Annotated in this window: 21 protein-coding genes; 16 read left to right on the top strand and 5 right to left on the bottom strand. The window is 44.9% G+C overall.

Annotation, left to right across the window (positions count from 1 at the left end; genetic code table 11):
• Positions 1–298: 298 nt before the first annotated feature.
• The 6 genes from GRF59_RS03205 to GRF59_RS29635 all read left to right on the top strand — a co-directional run bounded on the left by GRF59_RS03205 (position 299) and on the right by GRF59_RS29635 (position 5,061).
• Positions 299–1,531, top strand: coding sequence for a copper amine oxidase N-terminal domain-containing protein (locus GRF59_RS03205; protein ID WP_160496207.1), 1,233 nt, complete (start codon positions 299–301; stop codon positions 1,529–1,531).
• A 286-nt stretch (positions 1,532–1,817) separates the two neighbouring features.
• Positions 1,818–2,381 carry a sigma-70 family RNA polymerase sigma factor gene (locus GRF59_RS03200; RefSeq protein ID WP_160496206.1) on the top strand — a complete coding sequence of 188 codons (564 nt, stop codon included), beginning with the start codon at positions 1,818–1,820 and terminating at the stop codon, positions 2,379–2,381.
• Positions 2,371–2,874 (top strand): DUF3600 domain-containing protein, encoded by a 504-nt coding sequence (locus tag GRF59_RS03195; protein WP_160496205.1) that lies wholly within the window; start codon positions 2,371–2,373, stop codon positions 2,872–2,874. Before GRF59_RS03200 ends, GRF59_RS03195 begins: the two co-directional genes overlap by 11 nt.
• 337 nt (positions 2,875–3,211) lie before the next feature.
• Positions 3,212–3,481 (top strand): CD3324 family protein, encoded by a 270-nt coding sequence (locus GRF59_RS03190; protein WP_160496204.1) that lies wholly within the window; start codon positions 3,212–3,214, stop codon positions 3,479–3,481.
• Between the two features lie 151 nt (positions 3,482–3,632).
• The gene (locus GRF59_RS03185) at positions 3,633–4,169 is read left to right on the top strand and encodes a GNAT family N-acetyltransferase (RefSeq protein WP_160496203.1); all 537 of its coding nucleotides are present in this window, start codon (positions 3,633–3,635) and stop codon (positions 4,167–4,169) included.
• A 670-nt stretch (positions 4,170–4,839) separates the two neighbouring features.
• Positions 4,840–5,061, top strand: coding sequence for a hypothetical protein (locus GRF59_RS29635; RefSeq protein WP_237391609.1), 222 nt, complete (start codon positions 4,840–4,842; stop codon positions 5,059–5,061).
• 90 nt (positions 5,062–5,151) lie between these two features.
• Here the strand turns inward: GRF59_RS29635 and GRF59_RS03175 are convergent, their stop codons facing one another.
• From GRF59_RS03175 to GRF59_RS03165, 3 genes are all read right to left on the bottom strand, one after another.
• Positions 5,152–6,492: a sugar phosphate nucleotidyltransferase gene (locus GRF59_RS03175; RefSeq protein ID WP_160496202.1), complete on the bottom strand. Its 1,341-nt coding sequence runs from the start codon at positions 6,490–6,492 to the stop codon at positions 5,152–5,154.
• 39 nt (positions 6,493–6,531) lie between these two features.
• Complete coding sequence (locus GRF59_RS03170) at positions 6,532–7,413, bottom strand: glycosyltransferase family 4 protein (protein WP_237391608.1); 882 nt, start codon at positions 7,411–7,413, stop codon at positions 6,532–6,534.
• A gap of 212 nt (positions 7,414–7,625) precedes the next feature.
• Positions 7,626–8,420 carry a DUF6492 family protein gene (locus GRF59_RS03165; protein ID WP_160496200.1) on the bottom strand — a complete coding sequence of 265 codons (795 nt, stop codon included), beginning with the start codon at positions 8,418–8,420 and terminating at the stop codon, positions 7,626–7,628.
• Between the two features lie 175 nt (positions 8,421–8,595).
• Between GRF59_RS03165 and GRF59_RS03160 the strand changes: the two genes are divergently transcribed.
• The gene (locus GRF59_RS03160; RefSeq protein WP_237391607.1) at positions 8,596–9,357 is read left to right on the top strand and encodes a YheC/YheD family protein; all 762 of its coding nucleotides are present in this window, start codon (positions 8,596–8,598) and stop codon (positions 9,355–9,357) included.
• A 182-nt stretch (positions 9,358–9,539) separates the two neighbouring features.
• Complete coding sequence (locus GRF59_RS03155; RefSeq protein WP_160496199.1) at positions 9,540–10,175, top strand: TVP38/TMEM64 family protein; 636 nt, start codon at positions 9,540–9,542, stop codon at positions 10,173–10,175.
• Between the two features lie 544 nt (positions 10,176–10,719).
• Here GRF59_RS03155 and GRF59_RS03150 read toward each other — a convergent pair.
• Positions 10,720–11,853: an NADH-dependent flavin oxidoreductase gene (locus GRF59_RS03150; protein ID WP_160496198.1), complete on the bottom strand. Its 1,134-nt coding sequence runs from the start codon at positions 11,851–11,853 to the stop codon at positions 10,720–10,722.
• A gap of 250 nt (positions 11,854–12,103) precedes the next feature.
• Between GRF59_RS03150 and GRF59_RS03145 the strand changes: the two genes are divergently transcribed.
• Positions 12,104–12,592 (top strand): MerR family transcriptional regulator, encoded by a 489-nt coding sequence (locus GRF59_RS03145; RefSeq protein WP_160498095.1) that lies wholly within the window; start codon positions 12,104–12,106, stop codon positions 12,590–12,592.
• 175 nt (positions 12,593–12,767) lie between these two features.
• Here the strand turns inward: GRF59_RS03145 and GRF59_RS03140 are convergent, their stop codons facing one another.
• On the bottom strand, positions 12,768–14,981 hold the full coding sequence (locus GRF59_RS03140; RefSeq protein WP_237391606.1) for a helix-turn-helix domain-containing protein: 2,214 nt from the start codon (positions 14,979–14,981) through the stop codon (positions 12,768–12,770).
• A 497-nt stretch (positions 14,982–15,478) separates the two neighbouring features.
• Between GRF59_RS03140 and GRF59_RS03135 the strand changes: the two genes are divergently transcribed.
• From GRF59_RS03135 to GRF59_RS03105, 7 genes are all read left to right on the top strand, one after another.
• Positions 15,479–16,387 (top strand): ABC transporter permease, encoded by a 909-nt coding sequence (locus GRF59_RS03135; protein WP_160496196.1) that lies wholly within the window; start codon positions 15,479–15,481, stop codon positions 16,385–16,387.
• A gap of 12 nt (positions 16,388–16,399) precedes the next feature.
• On the top strand, positions 16,400–17,281 hold the full coding sequence (locus GRF59_RS03130) for a carbohydrate ABC transporter permease (RefSeq protein ID WP_160496195.1): 882 nt from the start codon (positions 16,400–16,402) through the stop codon (positions 17,279–17,281).
• 58 nt (positions 17,282–17,339) lie between these two features.
• Positions 17,340–18,896 carry an extracellular solute-binding protein gene (locus tag GRF59_RS03125; protein ID WP_160496194.1) on the top strand — a complete coding sequence of 519 codons (1,557 nt, stop codon included), beginning with the start codon at positions 17,340–17,342 and terminating at the stop codon, positions 18,894–18,896.
• A gap of 48 nt (positions 18,897–18,944) precedes the next feature.
• Entirely contained in the window at positions 18,945–19,982 is a 1,038-nt protein-coding gene (locus GRF59_RS03120; protein WP_160496193.1) for a TIM barrel protein, read from the top strand.
• 177 nt (positions 19,983–20,159) lie between these two features.
• Positions 20,160–20,966 (top strand): hypothetical protein, encoded by an 807-nt coding sequence (locus GRF59_RS03115; protein ID WP_160496192.1) that lies wholly within the window; start codon positions 20,160–20,162, stop codon positions 20,964–20,966.
• A 17-nt stretch (positions 20,967–20,983) separates the two neighbouring features.
• Positions 20,984–21,958 carry a Gfo/Idh/MocA family protein gene (locus GRF59_RS03110; protein ID WP_160496191.1) on the top strand — a complete coding sequence of 325 codons (975 nt, stop codon included), beginning with the start codon at positions 20,984–20,986 and terminating at the stop codon, positions 21,956–21,958.
• Between the two features lie 15 nt (positions 21,959–21,973).
• Positions 21,974–22,786 (top strand): PIG-L deacetylase family protein, encoded by an 813-nt coding sequence (locus tag GRF59_RS03105; RefSeq protein ID WP_160496190.1) that lies wholly within the window; start codon positions 21,974–21,976, stop codon positions 22,784–22,786.
• The last annotated feature ends 70 nt before the right edge of the window (positions 22,787–22,856 follow it).

Below are 22,856 nucleotides of genomic sequence, written 5' to 3'. Positions count from 1 at the left end.
AATCAGATTGGCGTGAAAGCGGCAGCCAAACGTTAAATTTGAGTAACTTCTACCGAACTCGCCATCTGAAAATTAAAACACCCGAGAAGTAATTACGAAAAATTATACCCACATTCGAGAGCGGTAAATAAAATGGCTGTCAACGTGCTGTTTCACTTCTTTAAAGGGAATTGACGTCATCAGAGATCTTCAAAGACTCTTGTTGCTCTTGTTACCAATTATTACATACCTTATAATTTCATTGTGCGATTATGCGTGCACAGTAAGGAAACTAAATTAAAAAGATGAGGAAAGACCCATGAGAAAATGGCTAGTATGCACGTTAGCTATCATGCTAAGTTTAGCTGCGTTTACCCCCAATATCTACGCTTCAGGAGTCAAAGTATCCGTGGATGGGCGTGAAGTACAATTCCCGGATGAGCACCCATTCGTCGATCAGAGATCCAACCTTACGATGGTTCCCCTTGCTTTTGTATCCGACAAACTTGGAGCTACAACGAAATGGAACGGAAATTTAAAACAAATCACGATCTTGCTTAACCGTGACATCATTATTTTGGGGATTGGCCAAAATCATGCACTGGTGAACGGAACAAGAGTGGACTTTGAAGGATCGGCGGTGCTCAAAAACGGTCGCACGATGGTACCGCTGCGCTTTATTAGTGAAGCTCTGCATGCCGTTGTGGATTGGCAGCCTACGCGAAATCAAGTGAGCATCATGACTTCAGTGGCCCGTGTTCCGAAAGGGACATGGATATGGGACAGTCAATCCCTGAAACAGGATCAGGATAAAATGATAAACTTCGCAAGAATAAACGGTGTAACCTCTATTTATCTTCAAGTGGATAAAGATTTAGATCCAGCAATATATGAGGGTTTCATTCGAAAAGCGAAGAACGAAGGCATTCAAGTGGAGGCACTTGATGGGCGTCCCGAATGGGCATATAAGTCCAAGCAGGCGGACATTCAAAAATTTATAGCATGGGTTAAAGCTTATAATTCCACTGTTGGACCGGAAGCAAGCTTTACAGGATTACATTTCGATATTGAGCCTTATGCGCTAAGCGAATGGACGACCGACAATAGGAAGATTCTCGAAAGCTGGATGGATAATATGAGACTGATCGAGAAAGAAACCAAAGGAAGCGGCTTGAAAATTGCGATTGACGTTCCGTTTTGGCTGAATATGATTCATGTACCCGGGAAGGATTACAGTATGAGCGCATGGATGCTGGAGAAGTTCGATTGCCTGGTCATCATGAATTATCGGAATCAAGCTTTAGGAAGCGATGGAATTGTGGAAAATGCACAAGCCATGCTGAGAGAAGCAGTCACGCTGAAGAAAAAAGTCGTTGTTGCTGTAGAAACGGTCAAAAGCAAAGAGGGTCCGCGCGTCTCATTCTATTCCATGAGCAGCGAAGCGATGGAAAAAGAACTGCAGTCCGCCCATAATCAATTGGCACATTACGAAAGCTATGCCGGCTTCGCCATTCACGATTTTAGAAGCTGGGAGTACATGAAAGAAGAGTAGGCTTGGTACAAGAATCACATAAACAATGGCAGCCGATCGGCTGCCTTTTTTAAGCGAACTGTCAGGCGTGTCTATCATACGATGATTCAACTAGAGTTGTATATACATAATAAATCCTTGAATCGATATTGGAATTTGAAAGTAAGTTGCTCGATAGAATTGTGAACGTAAAGATGTGAAGAAGTTCCAAAAATGATGAGTATCGTCAAAAAAGTTTAAACTCTTACTGAACCTTTTTCCCTACAGGAGCGAATTAAGAGTTGTAACACGTTCAGGAGGGGCCCCCATGAATGATAAAGAGTTACTTCCATGGCTTGAAAAAGCGACGCTCGGAGACGAGTCGGCCTTTCAGCTTGTCTATCAGGCGACTCATCAAGACGTCTATCGGACGGTTGCTTTTCTCGTCTACAACAAACAGGACATTGAGGATATCGTGAATGAAGTTTATATGCGTATGTGGCGTTCGTTTCACAAGTACGACCCGAACCGGCCATTCCGCTTTTGGTTGCACGGGATCACAATACATCTTATCCAGGATTGGAAAAGAAAGGCCTGGCGGCGTATTCGCCTCTTTGAACGAAACCGCCAGATGACTTGTGAACAGTTCGACTGGACGGACAGAACTGTCCTTCAGTTCGAAATGCAGCATGAGCTGTTTCGCCTTATCCGCCAGTTGTCGTATAAACTACGTGTGGTCATCATCCTGCGCTATTTTCACGACTATGCTCTGGAAGAAATTGCAGACATGCTGCAGATTCCCGTTGGCACTGTGAAATCCAGACATCATCTGGCACTGAAAGAACTCCGGAAACGATTCGAAATAAAGGGAGGGGACGAGTATGTCTATTGACAAGGAATTGCGTGAAGAGCTTCGCCATATGGCAGATTCGATGCACTGCCCACCCGATTTGTATGGGCGTGTCCGGCGTTCCTATCAACACTATGTGAATGAAAAGAGAGGTAGATCTCCTATGAAAAAACGCATGCTCGCAGGCATTGTCGCTGCAGTAATCCTGATTCCGTCTGCTGCATTTGCTTCTCCCTATCTAGCTGATGCTATATTCGGTTCATCTGCAGCCATTGAACAGCGCGGTGGTACAAAGGAAGATTATCAAGTGATCGAGGGAATGCTTCAAACAGCAAAAGGCAAGCTCACGGAAGATGAATTCAAGGAGTATATGAAGCTAACCAAGCAGTTGATGCAATTAAAGCTGAAGATCACTGATCAAAATGGGAACAAACATATGGATAAGCTGACCAACGAAGAACAAAAACAGTTTGAACAGCTCGGATCGAAGCTGGCACCGTACTTCGAGAAGATTAACGGAACCGCCAAGCCGTAAGAAATGTTAAAGATTTATTAGAGGAAACTTTATCACAATGAGGGCGAAATTATAAAAACAAGGAATTCACCTGCATCATACAGAATCAACTATAACAGGGCAATTGTTATAGAAAGAGAGGAAGTCGTAATGATAAGATCTCAAAACCTAATGCGTATGAGAATATTCTCGATGCAAAGTTTTAGTATTCGCTCCATGCAAAGTCTACTTGACAAACGAAAGCGGTTATTTGCATGGAGCCGTATTTCCTAACCGAACAAGTTCCGTGAAGTTAGTCGGTTTGTCATATGGGCTTTGCAACCTGACCATCTCTATACAGATGAAGGGGCGAAGCCAAATGAAATATGTATCAGCGAGTGAGATTTTACCCGACTATTTACTCCATGAAATTCAAAAATATGTACACGGCAGTGTGCTCTATGTTCCTTCTCCCGAAGGGCGCAGAAGAAAGTGGGGGCAGATTTCGGGGCAGAGAGAGTATCTGCAGAAGCGAAATCTAGAGATTAAGCAATTATTCCGAATGGGCCATAGTATTGACCAGCTCACGGACTCGTATTGCCTATCTGAAGATAGCATCAGGAAGATCGTGTATAAAAAAGAAAAATAGCGATAGGCTCGTGTTGGGATTAAATCCGATGCGAGCCTTTTGATTTGTAGCGTAAACGGTTATAAGCATTGTTTGCCTATTTTTGAATATCGAGGGTCTGTATACTTTTGGTTATATAATTGCATTAACCAAGCGAAGGAAGTGGCCAGCTATGAAGGTAGAGTTGCAGCTGTGTGATACCGAAGACAAATTTATTATCAACAATATTTATCCACTATATTTGCATGATCTATCCGAAATTTGGGAGCGTCAAACGAATCGTTACGGCGTGTTTGAAGAGGATGATACCCGGACATTAGCCGAACAAAATCGGGTTTTTGATGTATGGTGGGAACACCCGGGCGTTCTGTTCCCCTATCTGATCAAGGTGGATGATCTCCCTGCGGGACTTGCCTTTGTAGCAACTCCGCCCTATACGCCATGTCCGTCCTACATTAATTATTATTTGAACGAGTTCTTTCTTTTGCGTCAGTATCGAGGGAAGGGGGTTGGAGAACAAGCAATGCGGCAGTTAATTGACAAGATGCCAGGTCATTGGGAGTTGCAGACTAATCCCACCAATCGGAATGCGCGTGCGCAAAAGTTTTGGCGTAAGACGCTGGGTGTATGCACGAACGGCGAATATAGCGAAGAATTAGGTCACCACCTCGAAGAGGGGGAGATGCTTGTATTTCGTTTTTTCAGATAATCCCGTTCGGGCCTGGAGAGGTGCATTGCTCCGAGTAGAATGGATAGAGGTTGGCACATAGGAACGGAGGGAAAGCTTGTTTAAGTGGAATAGCGATGTATGGGGTAAGCTGACAGGACCCTACAGTTCTACAGACAACGTACCTGTGTTATTGGAGCAGCTGATGCAGGAATATAGCCAGGAGGTTTTTGACGAACTCTTTCAGGAGTATTTGTTTCAAATATGTAGAGGCAATTGGCAAGCTCAGGACGCTTACAAAGGAAGTTTTCGCCTATGCTGCCCAACATTCCATAGATGAGATAGAGAAGCGTTACATTCTTGTTGCGGATGCTGCTTATCGTGGCTCATATTTAACTGCCAACATGTTGATGACATTTAGTAGCGGTGATGAGTATGTGGCCGTGTGTCCGTCCTGTGAGGAAGAGGTGTTCATATGGCCTAAATGTAGAGGCGCAAGTTTAAGGAGACGGCGAAAAATGAATATGGTTTACGGTGACCAATTGGATTTCAAGGAGCTGTCACGCCGTGACAAGCTCCTTCATATTAGCATGAAAAATTAAACATAAGTCTATTAATCTTTTGGTGAAAACTGCATGTTATTTATGCGACTATAGTGATTCGTTGCGTCCGCGAAGCGAATGGAAGGGTAACGATGATGAAACAATAAGAAATGCTGTTCAGTGTGCAATCACAACTTGCTATTGACCTGAATTGCTCGATCGATGACCTGGACGGCGAAAAGAATAGTCTTATTTTTGTTGAAGCTAAAGAAAATCCCGGATGCAGACCCTTTCCGAGGAAGGCACGTTATTTCGAAATTCTGTCTATGGGGAAATCAATCGTAGTATCAGCTACACCCGAACGGTTGTTAATCGCCAAAACACAGATGTAGGGCATAAATCGGGATAGAAGTATTACCCAAATTTCGTGATTGGCGATGCAATTTCGATGTAAAGCAAACGTCCCTTTAGCACAAAAACCTCTACCACTCCATCGCAATACGAATAACATCCTCTTTTGCCAGATCCGGACCCAACAAAACTTCCATTAGCTCAAGATTAGTAACTGCCTTTATTCCATGCTTGGTGCCAGCCGGAATTTGCAGAACGTCGCCCGCCTGCAGCTTATATTTTTTACCTTCCATTAGAATTTCAGCGCTGCCCGTCACAATCGTCACGCTTTCTTGCCGCTTGAGATGCTGGTGATAGCTCGTATATTTTCCGTGGATGAGCTTCACCTGCTTGAATATAACTTCATTTCCGGTTTCATCTTTCCAGTAATTCAGGACCCGATAGGAGCCCCATCTTTTCTCTTCATACATCGGAATCTGCGGCACATGTTCGAGCCGTTCCTTGATTTGATTGGCTTTTTCCGTGTTAGCGATTAGGATGCCATCGGAACTTGCCGCTACGATGAGATCAGAAACGCCGATCATTTCGATCGGATAGGGAAGTTCGTTAACGAGATGGCTATTAGAGGATTCGTCCGATATTCGCCCTGACCCGATCACTTGATTCTCGAAATGATCACTTAACGCCATCCAACTCCCCAGATCATTCCAATAGCCGTCAAATCCCATGACAACAGCAGACAGTGTGTGTTCCACGACTTCCCGATCGAAACTGACATTTGCAAGATGTTCGTAATTTTCCATCCAATTCTCAACTTGGGTCGGATGCCCCTTGTCCTTCATAAATGTCAGCATGAACTTCAAAGGGAATGCAAATACGCCGCAGTTCCACATCGCATGATGTTCGATTAAGTGACAGGCCGTTTGCTCATCTGGCTTTTCTACGAATTGGCGAATAAAAGAAAAGTTGTCATTTCCTTTGGGAGGAACGGGAACGATATAGCCGAACTGATTGGAAGGATGGGTAGGTTTTGTTCCGAGGAGAGCAAGATCTGCCTTAGAATGCAAAAGAACATCGGGGAATTGAAGGAGCAGGCGAAAAAACGCGGTATCAGCGTAAGTGTCCGCTGGAAGAACACAAATCGTTTCATTCGGATCTGCTTGCAGCTTCTCATGCAGAAAACTTACGGCATAAGCAATGGCTGCGAAGGTTCCTCTTTTATAGGGTTCGGTCAGGATAGGGATCTGTTCGCCAACATAGTTACGGGTAATTTCCACTTGACTGTGATGCGTGACGATACAAGTGGATTGAAGCAGCCCCACCTCATCCAATTGTCGGCATATCCGTTCAATCATCGATTCTCTGGCCCCAGCTTCGGACTTCAAAAGCCTAAGAAACACCTTGGAGCGAATCTCGTTGGATAAAGGCCACAGCCTTTTTCCGGATCCCCCACATAACAGTATAATACGCAAGCTGATTCCTCCTTCCTTGGGGAACATCACCCTCCATTCTTATTTCTTGGATCGAATGACTTCTTCAATCGCATGCTTCATTATTACCCCGGCCCGGTCCCAGGATAAATGGAGCATATCCTTTCTGCCTTGGCGTCCTTTGTGCTTGCAAAGTCCGGGATTTTGGTATGCTTTCCTCATCAGCTTTTTTAAGCTGCCTAGATCCGGTTCTGCCCATCGTTGCCCCTTTTGCGCAAACAGGTTGCTGAACTTTTTCGAGATGGCTCTATTCATGCTGCTTGACGGGCTCCGTAGTTGGTACGGAATCAAGAAGGAGTTGCTATGCGTAAGAAAATCCATTTGCCCGCCCCAACTTGTAGTGATGACCGGTACGCCGCTCGCAAGCGCTTCTAGAAAAGGCAGTCCAACCCCCTCGCCACGAGTCGGGAGGACGAAAACATCACCGAGCGTATATAAACCTTTTAGCCGGCTTTCACTAAGCTGACGGCCGATAATGACAACGGGAGCCGTATCTTTCTGAATTCCCAGTCTTTTTTTGTATTGCGATATTTTTGTCTGGATCCATCTTTCGTTCTCATGTGCCGCATATCCGTTAGTTTTGATCACAAGCACGACGTTATCTTTAGAAGAAAACTCTTCCCAATATGCCCTTAGCAGGCCCTCCGGATTTTTGCGGTGCTGGAAGCCAAATACAGACACGAACGTAAACCTACCTGCCACACCCGGCAAAGACATCCTCTTATTGTTCGGATGAAACTCCTTTGAATTTACGCCATGAGGAACGACAAAAATCGGGACTTTCACGCCGCTGTTTCTTAGCGTTCTTTTATTCTGCTGGGAGGGTACACAAACGGCATCAAATTTGTTCATATGGGGAAGCCAGCCATTGGGGATCTTACTTGTTTCCCAAACGGTATTCAAAATTATAAGATCATATATGCTGCGCTCTTTTTTCCATTGAATGCTATTGGGGATGCGGTGATAAATCAGCACCTTTTTGCTTTTATGCTGATTTGACGCTCCGATACTAACGGCCACACCCTGTCGCTTTAGTGATTGGACATACGCTCTACTGGCACGGCCAAGTCCACTTGCTTTTTGTACAGGTCCCTTCCAGACGACATGATAAGGGATCATTTGGAAGCATCCCTCGATGATTTACCATATTCTTTGCGTTGGTGAAAAGAAATTGATCTGTATTTCTTGGTCAGGGAAGACATCTGGGAAGGCGATATTTGCGAAAAACTCGAATGTAAGCTTTTATTATTCGAAGGCTTCAAGATCATCTTTGAGGGATCAGACGAATACAGAAAATTCCCGTACGTTTCAAATTCCGAAAAAGCGAATTGTTTGGATTTATTCATACTTTTCATAATCGCCGAATACCAGCTGCTGTGATGTCTTGATTCAATGAATTGTTTTAGCTGTTTTACTTTTGATTTATTGAAGAGCATGTAATGTGTTACGAAGGACGATCGGGAGGAGCGGCTTTTGCCCATCAATTTTTTATACGTCTTGAAGTATTCGTTCTGACTCCAGTTTCTGCAGTAAAATACCGATTTGTTGCCCATCTTGAAGACATGCGGGCGAATAAATACTGTATCTGCGTCAATAACCAAATAGTGTTTGGAGGAGCACACTTTATCACCGCCCAGCTTAAGCAGTTGCTGATAAAGCCATCCGGACCGCTCCCATGTTTTGGATCGATAATGGATGTCTTTCTTCGTTATCGGCAGAACCGTATCTTCATGAACGAATCTGCACCCTTTCTTCGCACAAAGATCAAGAATTCTTTGCTTCCGCGGAGCTACAATAATGATTTCATGGATTGGGTGCTTTACATATTTTCTTACTGAATCAATGACATGGGGGAGTGTAGCCAGATCTTTCTCAATCGCTGGAATGAATACATCTATCGGGGTTGTCATTTGCTCATCTCCATATATCTAATATACGGAATATCATATGCCGGAGGGATGAAACGGGATGGGTGTTATGATCGTGAAAAACACACTATTTTTCGAAATTCAATCAAATGTCTATTTTCGTTCATAAAGTTGATGCATAGATTGTTCTTAATGTGAGTGAAGGGAGAACATCGCAATGGCAATGATACAAAATAAACCTCGCAAGTATGTCCTGAGCAAATGGATTAAAACAAAGGTGCTCCTTGGGAACGATCATGTTCGCTATCATATTCTGGATACCCGGAAGTTCTCAAAATCATCCCTTAAAACGATGCTTAAATTATATGGTATGGTTTACGTTAAACCGGAGATTGGAACTTATGGGAATGGAGTTATTCGCGTAGAACAACGGAGGAAAGATAAGTATGCTTATCAGCTCGATATCACAGAAAAGGGATTTGGGGATTACGAAACATTCTACCGTTCCCTTTTACGTACCACCCATAAGAAAAGCTACCTGATACAAAAAGGTATTCATTTAGTGAAATATAAAAAACTGCGTTTTGATATACGGGTTATGGTTCAGTTAAGTCCCAAAGGCGTTTGGGAGACAACAGGTCTAATAGGAAGAGTAGCCCATCCCAAAAAGATTGTGACTAATTATCATAGTGGTGGAAAGCTTATGGATGTAAACCAGCTGTTCGGTTCACATCTCCCATCAAATAAAATAGAAAGAGTTATGAATAAATTAGATAAACTGGGGGTGGCTACAGCAAAGCATCTTCATGCAAAATACCCCGGTATACGACAAATAGGGCTAGACATTGGATTTGATACTTCCTGGATTCCTTGGATTATTGAAGTTAACACCAATCCGGATCCTTATATTTTTAACAAGTTGGCAGATAAGTCTATGTACAGGAAAGTAATGAGATATAGGAGGGCTACATTGAAGTAAGAACATACACGTTCAAAGGTCGCTTAATTGCGACTTTTTTTGTTTTTCGGTACAAGTTCTTGTTCCAGGCAAATCTCCATTTCCAACGTGTCTTTTTGAATTTATCGAAAATATACGCCCGGAAACCGAGCGATCCTGTAGTATAATGAAAACACTTGGAGTTATTGGAGGGATTACATTCTATGTTTGGTGCTGAGATCAGCATAATGGACTATTTTACGGAGCAAAACATCGAACTCTTTTTGGAGCGTTTTCGCTCGTTGGGACCACTGCCCGGCATGCTGCTAACTTTTCTGAAATCTTTTGTTCCGCCACTGCCTACCATCGTGATTGTTGGCGCTAATGCTGCCATCTATGGGTTGTGGCTGGGGTTTTTATATTCGTGGATCGGCCTCGTAACGGGCAGTTTGCTTACGTTCTGGCTGATTCGCAAAGCGTCGGATACACCCTTTATTCGCCGCTGGGCGGCCAAGCCGAAAGTACAGAAGGCCATGGTATGGGCGCAGAGGAACGGGTTTAGCTTCGTTTTTCTCTTAAGCTTGCTCCCGTTAGGACCGTTCGTCGTTATTAACATGGCAGCCGGGTTAACGCGAATGCCGACGGTTTCTTTTGCGGCAGCCGTAGCTCTAGGAAAAGGAGTCATGGTTTTCTGCGTTTCCTATATCGGAACGCATCTGTCCGATTTTATCGATCAGCCTGTCGAACTTCTCGGAGTGGCGTTATTTATTGCGGCTTCCCTATGGTTGAACCGGAGGTTGCAGGCATATTTTACGGCCTCGGCGGCTGTGACACCCGAACCCGCGGACACGATGAAATAAGGCGTAGAGAGAAATTCAAGTTAGAATATTAGCAATAGAATGATGAAGATTGCGCTCCTTGGCTGAACGGCCAGGGCAGTGCTGTCGCTGTGGTGCGGTTAGGGTAAAGACAGGGGAGTTCTCGATGAGATTATTGGGATAATCCCGGGTGAAGACGACAAGAATATACAAGCTTAAGAGCCGCGTAGCTGAGGCTCTTTTTTTGTTTTACGACATTTGTGCTGCCAAAGTGGAATTGGAACTGCAGGGAATAGGGGATTGCCGTATTCATAATGCTTGAGCCATTTCGGTAAAAAGCTACTGTGAAACACAGAAACCAAGTCTTCTTGTTGTGATTAAAGAATGAATGCTCTCAAAAAATGGGGCAGCAGTGTCTTGTAATCCCCGAACTAAAAATCGAGAGCGTAGAGAGTGGTAGGATGTTAGGTGAGTGAAAATTCCGCGGAGGACTAGCTGCATGTGTTAAACGAACGGTAGATTTGTTCAAAAGAAACTAGAAAAGCGCGCCTAAGGCGCGCTAAAGCATTGTTAAGGATCGTTACAATTAAATTTTCACTTTATCTGCGATAGGGAACCATCCTGGAGTGTTGATGATTTTCAGCCATAATGTTTCCGCTATCCCCAAATGTTCTTTATCCTTTAAGGTTAGTTCAGTACGAATTTCGTTTTCCTTACCTAGCGTTATTTTCTCAACCCAATCGGGTTCGATAATCAGTTCTCGTCCAAGTGCAATAAATGGAACTCCCGATTGTAACGCTTTTAGAGCCTCGTCAGGCGTGTGGATCGAACCTACACCGATAACCGGAACTCTTTGATGGGCGAGCTCGTAAATGATTTCCATTCTAGAGCGATTGTCCTCAACACCGCGTCTAGGCTTAGACCAAAAGTCCATTAAAGAGACATGCAAATAATCCAAATTTTTGTTTGCGAGGACGTCCACCAGTTTAAGCGTATCGGCCATTGTAATACCGGGTGTCCATTCTTCTTCTGGCGATAACCGATATCCCACAAGAAACGGCTGTTTGGCACAGTCAGCCACCACTTTTTGCACTTCATCGACAACAGCGAGTGGAAATGCCATACGTTTGTCTATATTTCCTCCCCAACGATCATCGCGCCTATTTGTGTACGGTGAGAAAAATTGTTGAATAAGGAATCGGTTCGCCCCGTGAATCTCAATCCCGTCAAAACCAGCCTCGATTGCCCTCCGTGTGCTAGCGCCAAACGCACGAATGATCTCCACAATTTCCTTCTCTTCGAGTGCTCGAGGGATTACACCCGATCCTTCTTTTGCAACCGCACTCGCACTCACGATCTCATGGTTCGGTACCCGTTCGGTCGAACTTTCGCGACCGCCATGAAAGATTTGCAGAATGGCTTTTGCCCCACTTTTCTTAATTGTTGTTGCCAGGCGTTGCAGACTCGGGATCTTATCATCATGATCAGCCGCCAATTCACCGCCAAATACCCTGCCATTTGGTGTGACTATGGTACTCCCCGTGATAGCCATTCCAACACCATTCGAATGTCTCTCGTAATATGTGTTTAACTCATCCGATATCGTACCGTCTTGCTGAGAATAAGATATCGTCATTGGCGCATGAACAATGCGATTCTTTACTTCCATACCATTCTTGAAATGAAACGACTCCATTAGAGGTTGATATTTAGGGTTCATAGATGACTGCTCCTTTAGTTAGCTTTATTTGTTGGTGCACTGAATTCACTCGTCGAGCTCCATGTACATCTCCTCCTTCATATGGTCGGGATTCTCTCCCTCTCAGAACCTATAATAAAAGTTGGTGTCGAATCCAAGTCAAGGGACAAAAAATAAAAGAGTTGCTCTACGAGGGTTATGGAAGAGTAAGTTTGACTTGGAGTCGGCTCCAAGTTGTATAATACTCAAAAAGGCAGTATGGGGAGGGGACATCATGGAAGAGCAAATGTTTACGATTAAGCAAGCTGCTGAGCAAACCGGAATTTCAGAAGACACGATCCGTTTTTACGAAAAGATCATGCTGCTGCCCCGGGCAGAACGAAAGAAAAACGGACATCGCGTCTATCGAAAAGAGGATATCTATAGGATCAAGCTGATATCCTGCCTCAAAAAAACGGGAATGCCACTCGAGGCGATGCGGCCATTTTTGGCGGCTTCGGCCGACACCGCATCCACGGAATATCCCGAACTGGTGGATCAATTAAAAAGTCACCGTGAAAATATCATGAATCAAGTCTCCTCACTTCAGCAAATCGTTGATTTTATTGACATAAGACTAGCAGAAGGGAGACCCCAGAAAGAATACTCAGACCAAATTCAAGACGAAGTTTTAGAAGAACACAAGGAGAAAGAAATAATAAAGCCTATTTCCGTCGTTGAGCTGAGTTATTTTTCCGCGTATACGAAAATGGACAAGTAACCAACGGGTAAACTGACAGAAGATTAAGCTAAACGGGGAGCGATAGTCAAGAAACGGCAGCCAATCACGGCTGCCGTTTGCTCAGTTAACAGGAGGGAGTTTAAACAGTCAAGAAGTTGTTTCATTAGATATTTTAGGGGGGTTCCCACCTTTCATGACTCGCAGAGTTGTCACATTAAAGCGAGAGGCTCTCAGGCTGGTGATACTTTCTGTAATCGGTAGGCGAAATGCCCTCCAGATTTCTGAAGGTACGGATAAAGGTGTTGCGGTTATTGAAGCCGACCTGCTCCCATATCTTATGAATCGGATCTGAGGAGGCAATTAGCAGTTCCTTGGCTTTGGCAATGCGAAGTTCCTGCAAATATCTATAAAAGGTTGTTCCGAGCTCATTCTTCAACAGACGTGACATATACTTCGGAGATGTGTTATATTTGTCCGCCAGGATGTCCAGCGTAATCTCTTCGGCATAATGTGTGTCCAGATAAGCGCGAAAACGCTGAATGTTAAATGTATCGGGTGACGGGTTGCTTAGCGCAAGCACTCGATCAAAGAAGCCGAACAGAAAACCTGAAATTTCTTCGACAGAGCCGGAGTCCGCAGACAGTAAAAATTCACTTGTCTCAAACGGAGCAAGCTGCTCGAATGAGATGTTTTTTTGCTTCAGCACCTGGATACCAATCAAGTACAAATGAATCAAAAGCTGCTTCATGCTGGTTCCCGAGATGCTCTGATCAATGTTTGCTTTGATTAGCTGCTTGAGCTGCTCCATCAGTTCTTCCCGCTTCCCGGCAACAAGCAGGTTAGTCAATATGTTCTCTTCCGTCTTGTTCAGCATGAAGCGGGGCTCCTCATGATCGAATTCCGAATAATAGACGATCCGTTTGGAGTCGAATGGAGACACGCGCCATAAAGCCTTCATTGCTTCCATATAGGAGATCTGCATGCCCTTGTAGTTCTCATGAACAAGTCCCATTCCGATATGAATTCGCAGGGCAGCCTCGTCCTGACGGAACAAGGTATCGATTAACTCAAAATAGGAGGAGGAATCGATGTCTATAGCCGAAGCCGGATTAATCAGTACCCCGAACAAATTCGTGTCTAGCTCCAGAATATAGGTCGGATGCTTCTTGGGCAGAAGCGCCTGCAATATACGGTGAACCGTATCCGAGGCTTCAGTCTGAAATTTTTCAGAGTACAAATCATAAAACGGCTTACGGAAAGTGCACTGAATCAGGCCGATCTGAAAAAAACGGTTCGGAAAGCGGAAACCCAATTTCATTAAATAATCGTCGATGGTTTTATTATCGTACGGAAAGCTCGTCTTCAACATTTTGCCTAGAAAATGCTGGGTTGCAATGGGCAAAGAATAGGATAAGGTTTCATTTAGCTGGTCCACATCCATTAGAATGCGGCGGATTTCCGTATTCAGAAACTCCAATTCATTGAACGGAAGTTCCTCTTTCTTTTTATGCTCGCTGCGCTGTAAGGTTTGCACAAGAGATCGTATGGGCGCGTAGAACCGTTTGCTGAACAGGATAGAGAGCAGAAGCGAAATGACAAACAAAATTCCGGTCACAGTAAAATTCCAGTTTTTCATTTTGTTCAGGAAGGAAGTGATGTCAGAATGAGGAACGGCAACAATCATAGTTGCGTCTCGAAAGAAAAAGTTGGTTGAATATTTAATCACATGCATTTGCTGATTTTGATAGGTCATATCGAATTTTTCATGCGGATCCGTCAATGTTTCGCTCATAAAGGCATGCAAATCAGAGTCAATGATTTGACTCGCAGCCAGCAGATTGCCCGATGGATCAGAGACCATGATCAGACTATTGGGTGTCAATTTGTAGCTGCGCAGCAGATTACGAACAGCCTCTGCTTTCAAATTGATGATGTACAAATTATTGGAATAACGTCCACCTACCGTCGATTGAACAACAGAAATCGTAGATTCTTTCTGGTTCCGGTCGTTTCCCGATGTCTGTGAGGGTGGGAGGATCGTAAACAGATGATGATTGGCCTTAAAATCGTGCCAGAATGCTGGAGGGTACTGCTTAGTATCAAACAAGTTCTGATAAAACTGTTCTGGCAGATAGGTGCCGTTATCGCTGATGATGATATCTTCTTTCCGTTTATAAATGTAAGCGCTATCAATATAATTGCTGCTGGATTTCACACGGGATAACGAGCGAATCGCTTGTGTATAGTCGGCATATTTGGTCAAATCATCCTCGGCATATTCAGTAGTGAATATTTTCAAAAAATTTGGATCCAGTGCCAGCAAATAATTGGATTGGTAAATACCATCGAATAAATTATTGATGGTGGATGCCAGATTTGACAAGGAATACTCATAATTCGTTTTGATCTGAGACTCAATATGCTTCATTAAAACACTAGTGCTCAGAAACAGGGTGATTTGAATAAACGCGGATAATGAGACGAACAGAATAATGAGACGATAAAAGATGCTTCGGAAACCTAAATGGGTTAACTTATGACGAATATTAATCACAATGATCACCTCTCACTTTGCCGCATTCCTTGCTGATAAATCACCGGAAACATTTGTCACAGGTTGGTTCAAATTATAAAAAAACCATTGGGAAAAAGCAATGCATTCTGGAGCCAGCGGATCAACTAAGTAGAAATATGTGACATCGATCCTAAAAGGCACAGCCGCAGATATCGTCTGGGGCTTTTTTTGTGCGATAAATGGAACAAAGACGAAATCAGGACTGAGGAGAGGGAGACAGGGGTTGAGCAACAATAGGCGAAAAGGATGACAGCGAAAGCAAGGTGGCTATTACCTTCGATGTGCAGGATGTGTTTTGATAAAACCACGGAACATTACACCGTAATATTCACTTGGAAGGAGGATAGAAAATGAATCAAGCATTCGCTTCGTATTTGAAGCGGAACTACCATTATTATTTGTTGCTATTATTACCGATGCTTTACTTTGCGATCTTCCGATATGGGCCGATTTTTGGCAATATGCTTGCCTTTCGGAAGTATGTCCCTGGCGGTCCTGCCTATGGAACGGAATGGGTCGGGCTCCGTTATTTCCGAATGTTTCTGGAGGATCCCAATTTTTGGGTCGCTTTCAAGAACACGATTATTCTCAGCGTGTTTAATTTAAGTATCACGTTTCCGCTTCCTATTATTTTTGCGCTTTTGATTAATGAAATTCTCAGCAGCCGGGTTAAGCGCTTCATTCAAATCGTATCGTACTTTCCCAACTTTATTTCGATTGTTGTCGTCGTCGGACTGATTAAGGAGCTGCTTTCTCCGAGCAATGGGATTATCAATCATCTGCTCGGCATGATGGGCATTGATCCGATTTTCTTTACCAATCAACCGGAATGGTTTCGGACCATCTATATTGGCTCGGATATCTGGCAGTATATGGGGTGGAACGCTGTTATATTTGTCGCCGCACTTGCTTCTGTTGATTCGCAGCTCTATGAAGCCTCCGAACTGGACGGAGCCGGACGTTGGAAACAGACCTTGCATGTGACCATCCCGCAAATATTGCCTACTATTTCTGTCGTATTTATCATTTCGCTTGGCTCATTATTATCACTGGGCTTTGAGAAAGTATTGCTTCTTTATACGGCTAGCAACTCCAGCACAAGCGATATTATCGAAACCTTTGTTTTTCGCATGGGCCTGGAAAATAACAATTACAGCTACGCAACGGCAGCGGGCCTCTTTGGCGGCATCATCGGCTTCACTTTAGTTTCCGTAGCCAATACTATTTCTCGCAAGATCTCAGGCGTTTCGCTTTATTAAGGAGGGTACTGCATGCTTTATCGGAAAACAAGAGGTTTTCGGCTGTTTATGGTTTTCAATTTTTGCATTCTTACCCTGGTGATGCTTGCTATTGGATTCCCCTTTCTTCATTTGCTTGCCGTTTCATTCAGCGAATCGGCGGCCATTTTGGGAGGCAAAGTTACTGTATATCCGATCGGCTTTACTATAGACGCCTATTTACGTATTTTCGACCATCCGAGCATTATGCAGGGCTTTAAAAATTCCTTAATTCAAACCGTATTAGGCACTTCCATCAGTCTTTTCATGACAACCATATGCGCTTATCCGTTATCCAAGAAATTTCTGAAGGGCCGGAAGGCCTTCATACTGATCATCATGTTCACCATGTTTTTCAGCGGAGGACTCATCCCAACCTATCTGGTTGTGAAGAGCATAGGTCTCATTGATACCATATGGGCAGTTGTTCTTCCGTTCTGCATCACACCGTATTATTTGCTGCTGATGATGACTTTTTTTCAAGGAATTCCCGAAAGCCTGGAGGAAGCCGCGATGGTGGACGGATTGAATCCGCTGCAAATTTTATTCAAAATCGTGATTCCGCTATCCAAACCAGTCATGGCCGCTATCACGATGTTCCTTATGGTGTATTATTGGAATAATTGGTTCAACTCGATGATTTATTTGAATTCAAGCAAAATGCATCCGGTCATGATGATCGTGAGAAATATCGTGGCGGGAGCCGATCTGGCATCCATGGGTTCGGGAATCGGCCAGAATGATATCAACACGTTGTCATCGGCATCGCTCAAATCAGCTGTCATCATGGTGACTATGATACCGGTCTTAATCGTGTTCCCCTTTGCTCAAAAGCATTTCGCGAAAGGAGTGATGCTGGGAGCGGTTAAGGGCTGATCGCGTATTTCGCCAATCACGGTCTGTGCAGGACAATAAAAAAAGTGAGGTGTATCCTATGAAAATGCCTTTACGCAAAACCCTTTTGACGATGGCGACGGTGCTGCTTGGCGTATCGCTGCTGGGAGCCTGTTCCAATACATCAAATGATTCAAGCTCAAAGGGTACGGATCATTCGGGAGCGACCGGACCGCTAAAACTTTCGATGATGTACAGCGATTCCTCTGCATATCCATTCAACAAGGATTGGGCGCTCTTCAAAAAACTGCAAGCACAGGCGAATGTGGATCTCGATGTGCAGTCTGTTCCTTCACCTGATTATAACAACAAGCTCAGAATTGTACTCAGCTCAGGCTCGATTCCTGATCTGGTTACGGAGGTCAGACAGGATATCGTATCCGAATTTGCCCAGAATGGAGTGCTGCTTCCACTGAGCGATTATATGGATAAGCTTCCGAATTTGAAGAAGAAGATTGAAGAGTATCAGATTGAGGACGAACTCGAAAACTGGAGGACGAAGGATGGCAAGCTGTATGTCGCGCCGGTTATGAACGAAACAGCCTTGTATAACACGGCTCCTGTCATTCGGATGGATCTGATCAAGAAGTATGGACTGAAAATTCCCGAAACCATGGACGAATTATATGCTGTTCTCAAAACGCTTAAAGAAAAAGATCCTGCATCATTTCCGATGGCGAATCTGGAAAGCGCTGACACTCTGAGGAATTTATCCGGTGCCGCCTGGGGGATAGATCCTTCTTATAACGGCTTTGTCTATAACCAGGACACGAAGTCCTATGCGTATTCTTATACCGGGGATCATTATAAGCAGTATGTGAGCTTCCTGCATAAGTTGATCACCGAGAAGCTGGCAGATCCCGAACTGTTCACTACAAGTCTCGATTCATGGAAACAAAAAATGGTAACAGGAAAAAGCGTATTCACCTACACCTGGATCAGTGAATTAGCCCAACTCAATGCGGATGGCAAGAAGAACGTAAGCCCTGATTTCGAATTGGCGCCGATTGCGCCCATTGCCGGACCTGGTGGCAAGTTGGCTGCCAGTACGCTGCGTATTCCGCATGGAATCGTCATACCGGCGAGTGCTGCCAAAAAGCCTTATTTTGATCAATTGCTTGCATTCCTGGACTATTTGTACAGTGATGAAGGCAGTAACATTGTTACCTGGGGAATTGAGAATGATTCGTATGAAGTTGTGGATGGCAAAAAGCAATTTACAGATAAAATTACAGGCGCGGCAAGCATTCAGCGAGCATTATGGGATAGTGGGGCTTCCAACCAAAACTATACCATGCTGTATACGTACGACTGGTTTATCAAAGTCCTTGACAATCCTTTGGTCAGCACATTGACGGAAGAAGCGATTGCCAACCATTGGTTCCCGCCGATTACGAAGGTGCCGAAGCTGTCGCCGGACGAGAAAGAAGAAGAAAATATGCAGCTCACGACGATCAAGGATGCTTATGCCAAAGCACAAGATGCCTTCGTATTTGGAGGGATGAGCATAGAGACCGATTGGAACAACTATGTGAAAGATATGGAAAATCGTGGTGTGAAAAAGCTGATTGATCTTTATAACAATACGCTGAAGTAAACATGAGAACAGGTGAGACGATATGAAAAATGAAGGAGGGATCATCTCGTGAAACTGGGTATTGATATGCATCACGGATTTTTGCAGGAGGATTTACCTGTGGAAAAAGCTCTGGAAAAGGCAAAGGAATCAGGATACGACGGCGTTTATTACAAACTGCCGATATGTGTTTCCAGGAAGCTTGACCGGAACGAATTAAAGGCGGCGGTTGACTGTGCACGAGATCTCGAGCTTTATATGGATTTCGGAATTGGGCGCGTCAATCCTTTCAACACGAATGAAACTCCGGATGCGTGGGCAATTGGCGGCGGTGATTATAAGCGTGCTGTTGAAAAAATGTTGGAAGCGGCTGCGTTCATGGGAGCGAAGGAATTGATCGGAGTTACGGCCGGATGGAAAGGACATCATACCGGATATCATGTGTACGACCGCTTTCGTACAGATGTGACCTGGGAGGAGCAGCTGCGGGCTACTGCCAACTTTCTGAAGTCTCTGGCACCAGCTCTCCGGGATACAGGCACGCGCATCAATCTTGAAACGCATGAGGAGATTACGTCATTTGAAATTATACGCCTCATCGAAGAAGTTGGCGACGATGTGCTAGGCGTAGCATTCGATACAGCAAATGTAGTATCTCGTGCTGAAGATCCTGTAAGCGTTGCCAGACGCACTGCTCCTTATGTGCATCAGATGCATGCGAAGGACTGCATATTGTATTTCTCGGAAACGGGGCTGGTTCGACAAGTGAAGCCTGCAGGCGAAGGATTTGTGGATTTTCGCGAAATTTTCTCGATCATTGCGCCTTTTCAGCCGGATCTGCATGTTCAAATTGAAGATCACAAAGGTCTGATGAATTTGGACCTGTATGTCAAGGAGTGGAGAGATAGTCATCCTGATCTGACTGTTGAAGAGACGGCCGAACTGATCAGATACGCTTGGCAATGCCAGCAGCGAATCGCGTCAGGGCAATTGCCTGATCCACAGGACTACGAGTTTCCTCCTTATGCAGTGCAGCGTGACCAGCGTCTTCAGCAGTCGACCACCCATTTGACAGCTGTGCTCAGGGAACTGGGATTGAAAGCATGAAATATTGTTTCTTCTGCATTTCGCATCGTCGACTAATTCATTGCAGAGTTGAAGGGGACGGTTGATTTGGATTGGTTTCTTCCATTTATAGCAGCATTATTATTCATGATTCAATCCCTCCTCCTTAAAAAAATCCGTAGCAGGGAACGTGAGGCTCTCGTTATACACGTTTCTTACATGCTGGTCGCAGCATTCGGCTGCGCAGCTGTCTGGATAAGCTCAGGCCATCTGCGCATAGATCCAGTGACGGTAGGAGCGGGCTTATGCTACGGAATCGATTTTGCTTTAACGATGATTGTATATGCCAGAGCGTTGGCTACGGGCCCTCTGACTTATTCTGCCTTCTGCTTCTCAGCAAGTATGTTGATCCCGGTTGCCGCCAGCCATTGGCTTTGGAATGAACGAATAAGTCATGTACAAGTCATCGGTATAACCATGTTTCTGATCTCCTTTTACTGCATTCTCGTTTTGGACGGTAAAAGAAAGACTGAGTTGACGCGACCCGATCGAGTGTGGTACTTGTATGCTTTAGCTGCATTCGTCTGTAATGGATTGCTGTCTGTATTTGCCAAATATCATCAAACGGAGGTCGGTGAAGAGTCTGCGGCATTCCTGGGCATCGGATTTTTGTCGGGGGCAGCTGTAACCATGATAGGGGTACTTATTTTGTCAACTATTGGCTTCAGAAGGGAAAGGTTGAATTCATATACGCTAAGGGGATTAGTGTACAGGCTGCGTACTGTCCTGGACAAAGAGAATCTGCTTATTATTGCAGGCATTGCCAGCGCAACCGGATTCGGAAATGGTCTTGTCGTATGGATGACTTCCAGGTATGCTGGAGCCAATCTGTTCCCGGCTATTAATGGGAGCGTTATTATTGGACTGCTTATGGCGTCCAGATTTCTGTATGGGGAACGGCTATCCTCTGCAGGATGGATCGGCGCTTTTATCGGAGTGGCCGCTAACATTCCGGTCAGCTTTTAATGGGAGGGAGATAACATATGATCCATATAGGAGCGATCGGAAGTTGGAACTTTTTTCATGTAAAAGAATATGCGGCGCTGCTGGCTCCAAGGAATGATGCTCGGCTTGTCTGTGTCAGTGATGATCAAGAAGAATTGGCCCGTGCGACGGCGGAACAATTGGATCTTTGCGCTCGATCGCATGAGGAATTGCTAGCTGATCCGAATATTGATGGAGTTATCGTAGTGGCAGCTCCTGAGCAGGCGGCCTCCCTAATTGAGAAAGCAGTAAAAGCAGGCAAAGCGGTTCTCGCTGACAAACTGATCGCTACCAACGGGAAGGATGCTGTGAATGTTGCGAATATCATCCGTTCCGGAAACGTTCCGTTTGCGCTGGATCTACCGTTTGCGATGAAGCCGATATGTCTTGCCGCCAGGCAAGCAATCGATTCGGGCCGTCTGGGAAGACTTACCGGACTGCGCATTCGCAACGCGCACGGAGGACTGGTGAATGGCGTGTTGCCTCCACATTTTATTCTTGATTCTTCGAGCTTGCTGACCGATATTGGACTGCATGGCATTTATATGACTTGCTTACTGCTCGGAGAGCCGGATAAAGTGATGGTCATCTCGTCGGGGGGCTCAAGCTCGCATACGCCGAGTTCCGCGGTCTGTGTGATGGAGTATGGCAGCCGTTTGCTCGCAACGGTCGAGATGGGGTATATCTCCCCGGTCTCACCGTTCACCATGGAAATTTACGGCTCAGAAGGATCGTTTTTGGGGGGCGGCTATGATGGTTCGGCACGCATCAAGCGGATAGATGATACGATTTGGACGGAAATGCCGCTAATCGTAGAAAACGAGCAGCCTATCACTATGCTTGAGCAGTGGCTTTCTGACATGAAAAATACTGACGTGGAACAGGAACGAATACGGAATTTGGATCATGGCGTCACGATAGGGCGTATGATTGAGGCTATTCATGAATCGCTTGCTTACCAATTACTTAAATAATGGAGGAGATTTCTTATGTCAAACTTGTTGAACGTACTAATCATTGCGGCTCACCCGGATGAGCCTGAGGAATATGCCGGCGGTACAGTGGCCTTGTTTGCCGAGTTGGGACACCGGGTTCAATTTTTGACGCTGACGAACGGCGATATCGGGCACTACGATTACAAAGGACCTGAACTTGCAAAACGCAGACATCAAGAAGCTCTATTAGCCGCAGAGCGGCTTGGCGTTCAGAAGTATACCATATGGAATATTTCTGATGGCTGGCTTGTACCTACCCCAGAAAATCGGGATCGAGTGATTGAGCATATCCGCGAGTGGGAGGCCGACATCGTCATTACCTTCCACGGACATGGCGGTGGTCATTTCGACAATCGCAATGCCGGAAGAATTGTACGTGAAGCCGCAGAATACGTAGCCGGCGGTGCTGCATCCTTCGAGAAGGAGCCGCTGTTTTTGCTGATGCCCGACTTCTCGGCCCGAAAAAACTACAAGGCGGATATTGTCGTCGACATTACTTCCGTGCTGGAAAAGAAGCTGTTGGGATGCGACGCCCATGCAACGCAGTTTTATGAACTAGCTCCATGGCAGCAAGGAATCGATCATCTTGTTCCGGAGGGCTGGGAGCTGCGAAGAGAGTTTATTCTTGAGTACTGGAGTCCATTTTTTCATGTATCTGAAGAGATGATTCCGGCACTGGAACAATGGTATGGCAAAGACAAGAGCGCCGGTATTCAATATGCGGAACCCTTCGAGATTGCAGAGTATAACCGCCGTCAATGGAGTGAGGATGAGATACGGACACTGCTTCCCATGCTTAAAAAGTGATACGAATTTGTCGGATCTTGTCGGCAATGGGGTTAATATTTAATGAGATGAATAATATTACCGGAGAGGT

Source organism: Paenibacillus dendrobii, from assembly GCF_009807035.1.
In the GTDB taxonomy this organism is placed as follows: domain Bacteria; phylum Bacillota; class Bacilli; order Paenibacillales; family Paenibacillaceae; genus Paenibacillus_AQ; species Paenibacillus_AQ dendrobii.
Note: the sequence above shows the minus strand (reverse complement) of the source record. Positions and strands in the feature narration are given on the sequence as shown.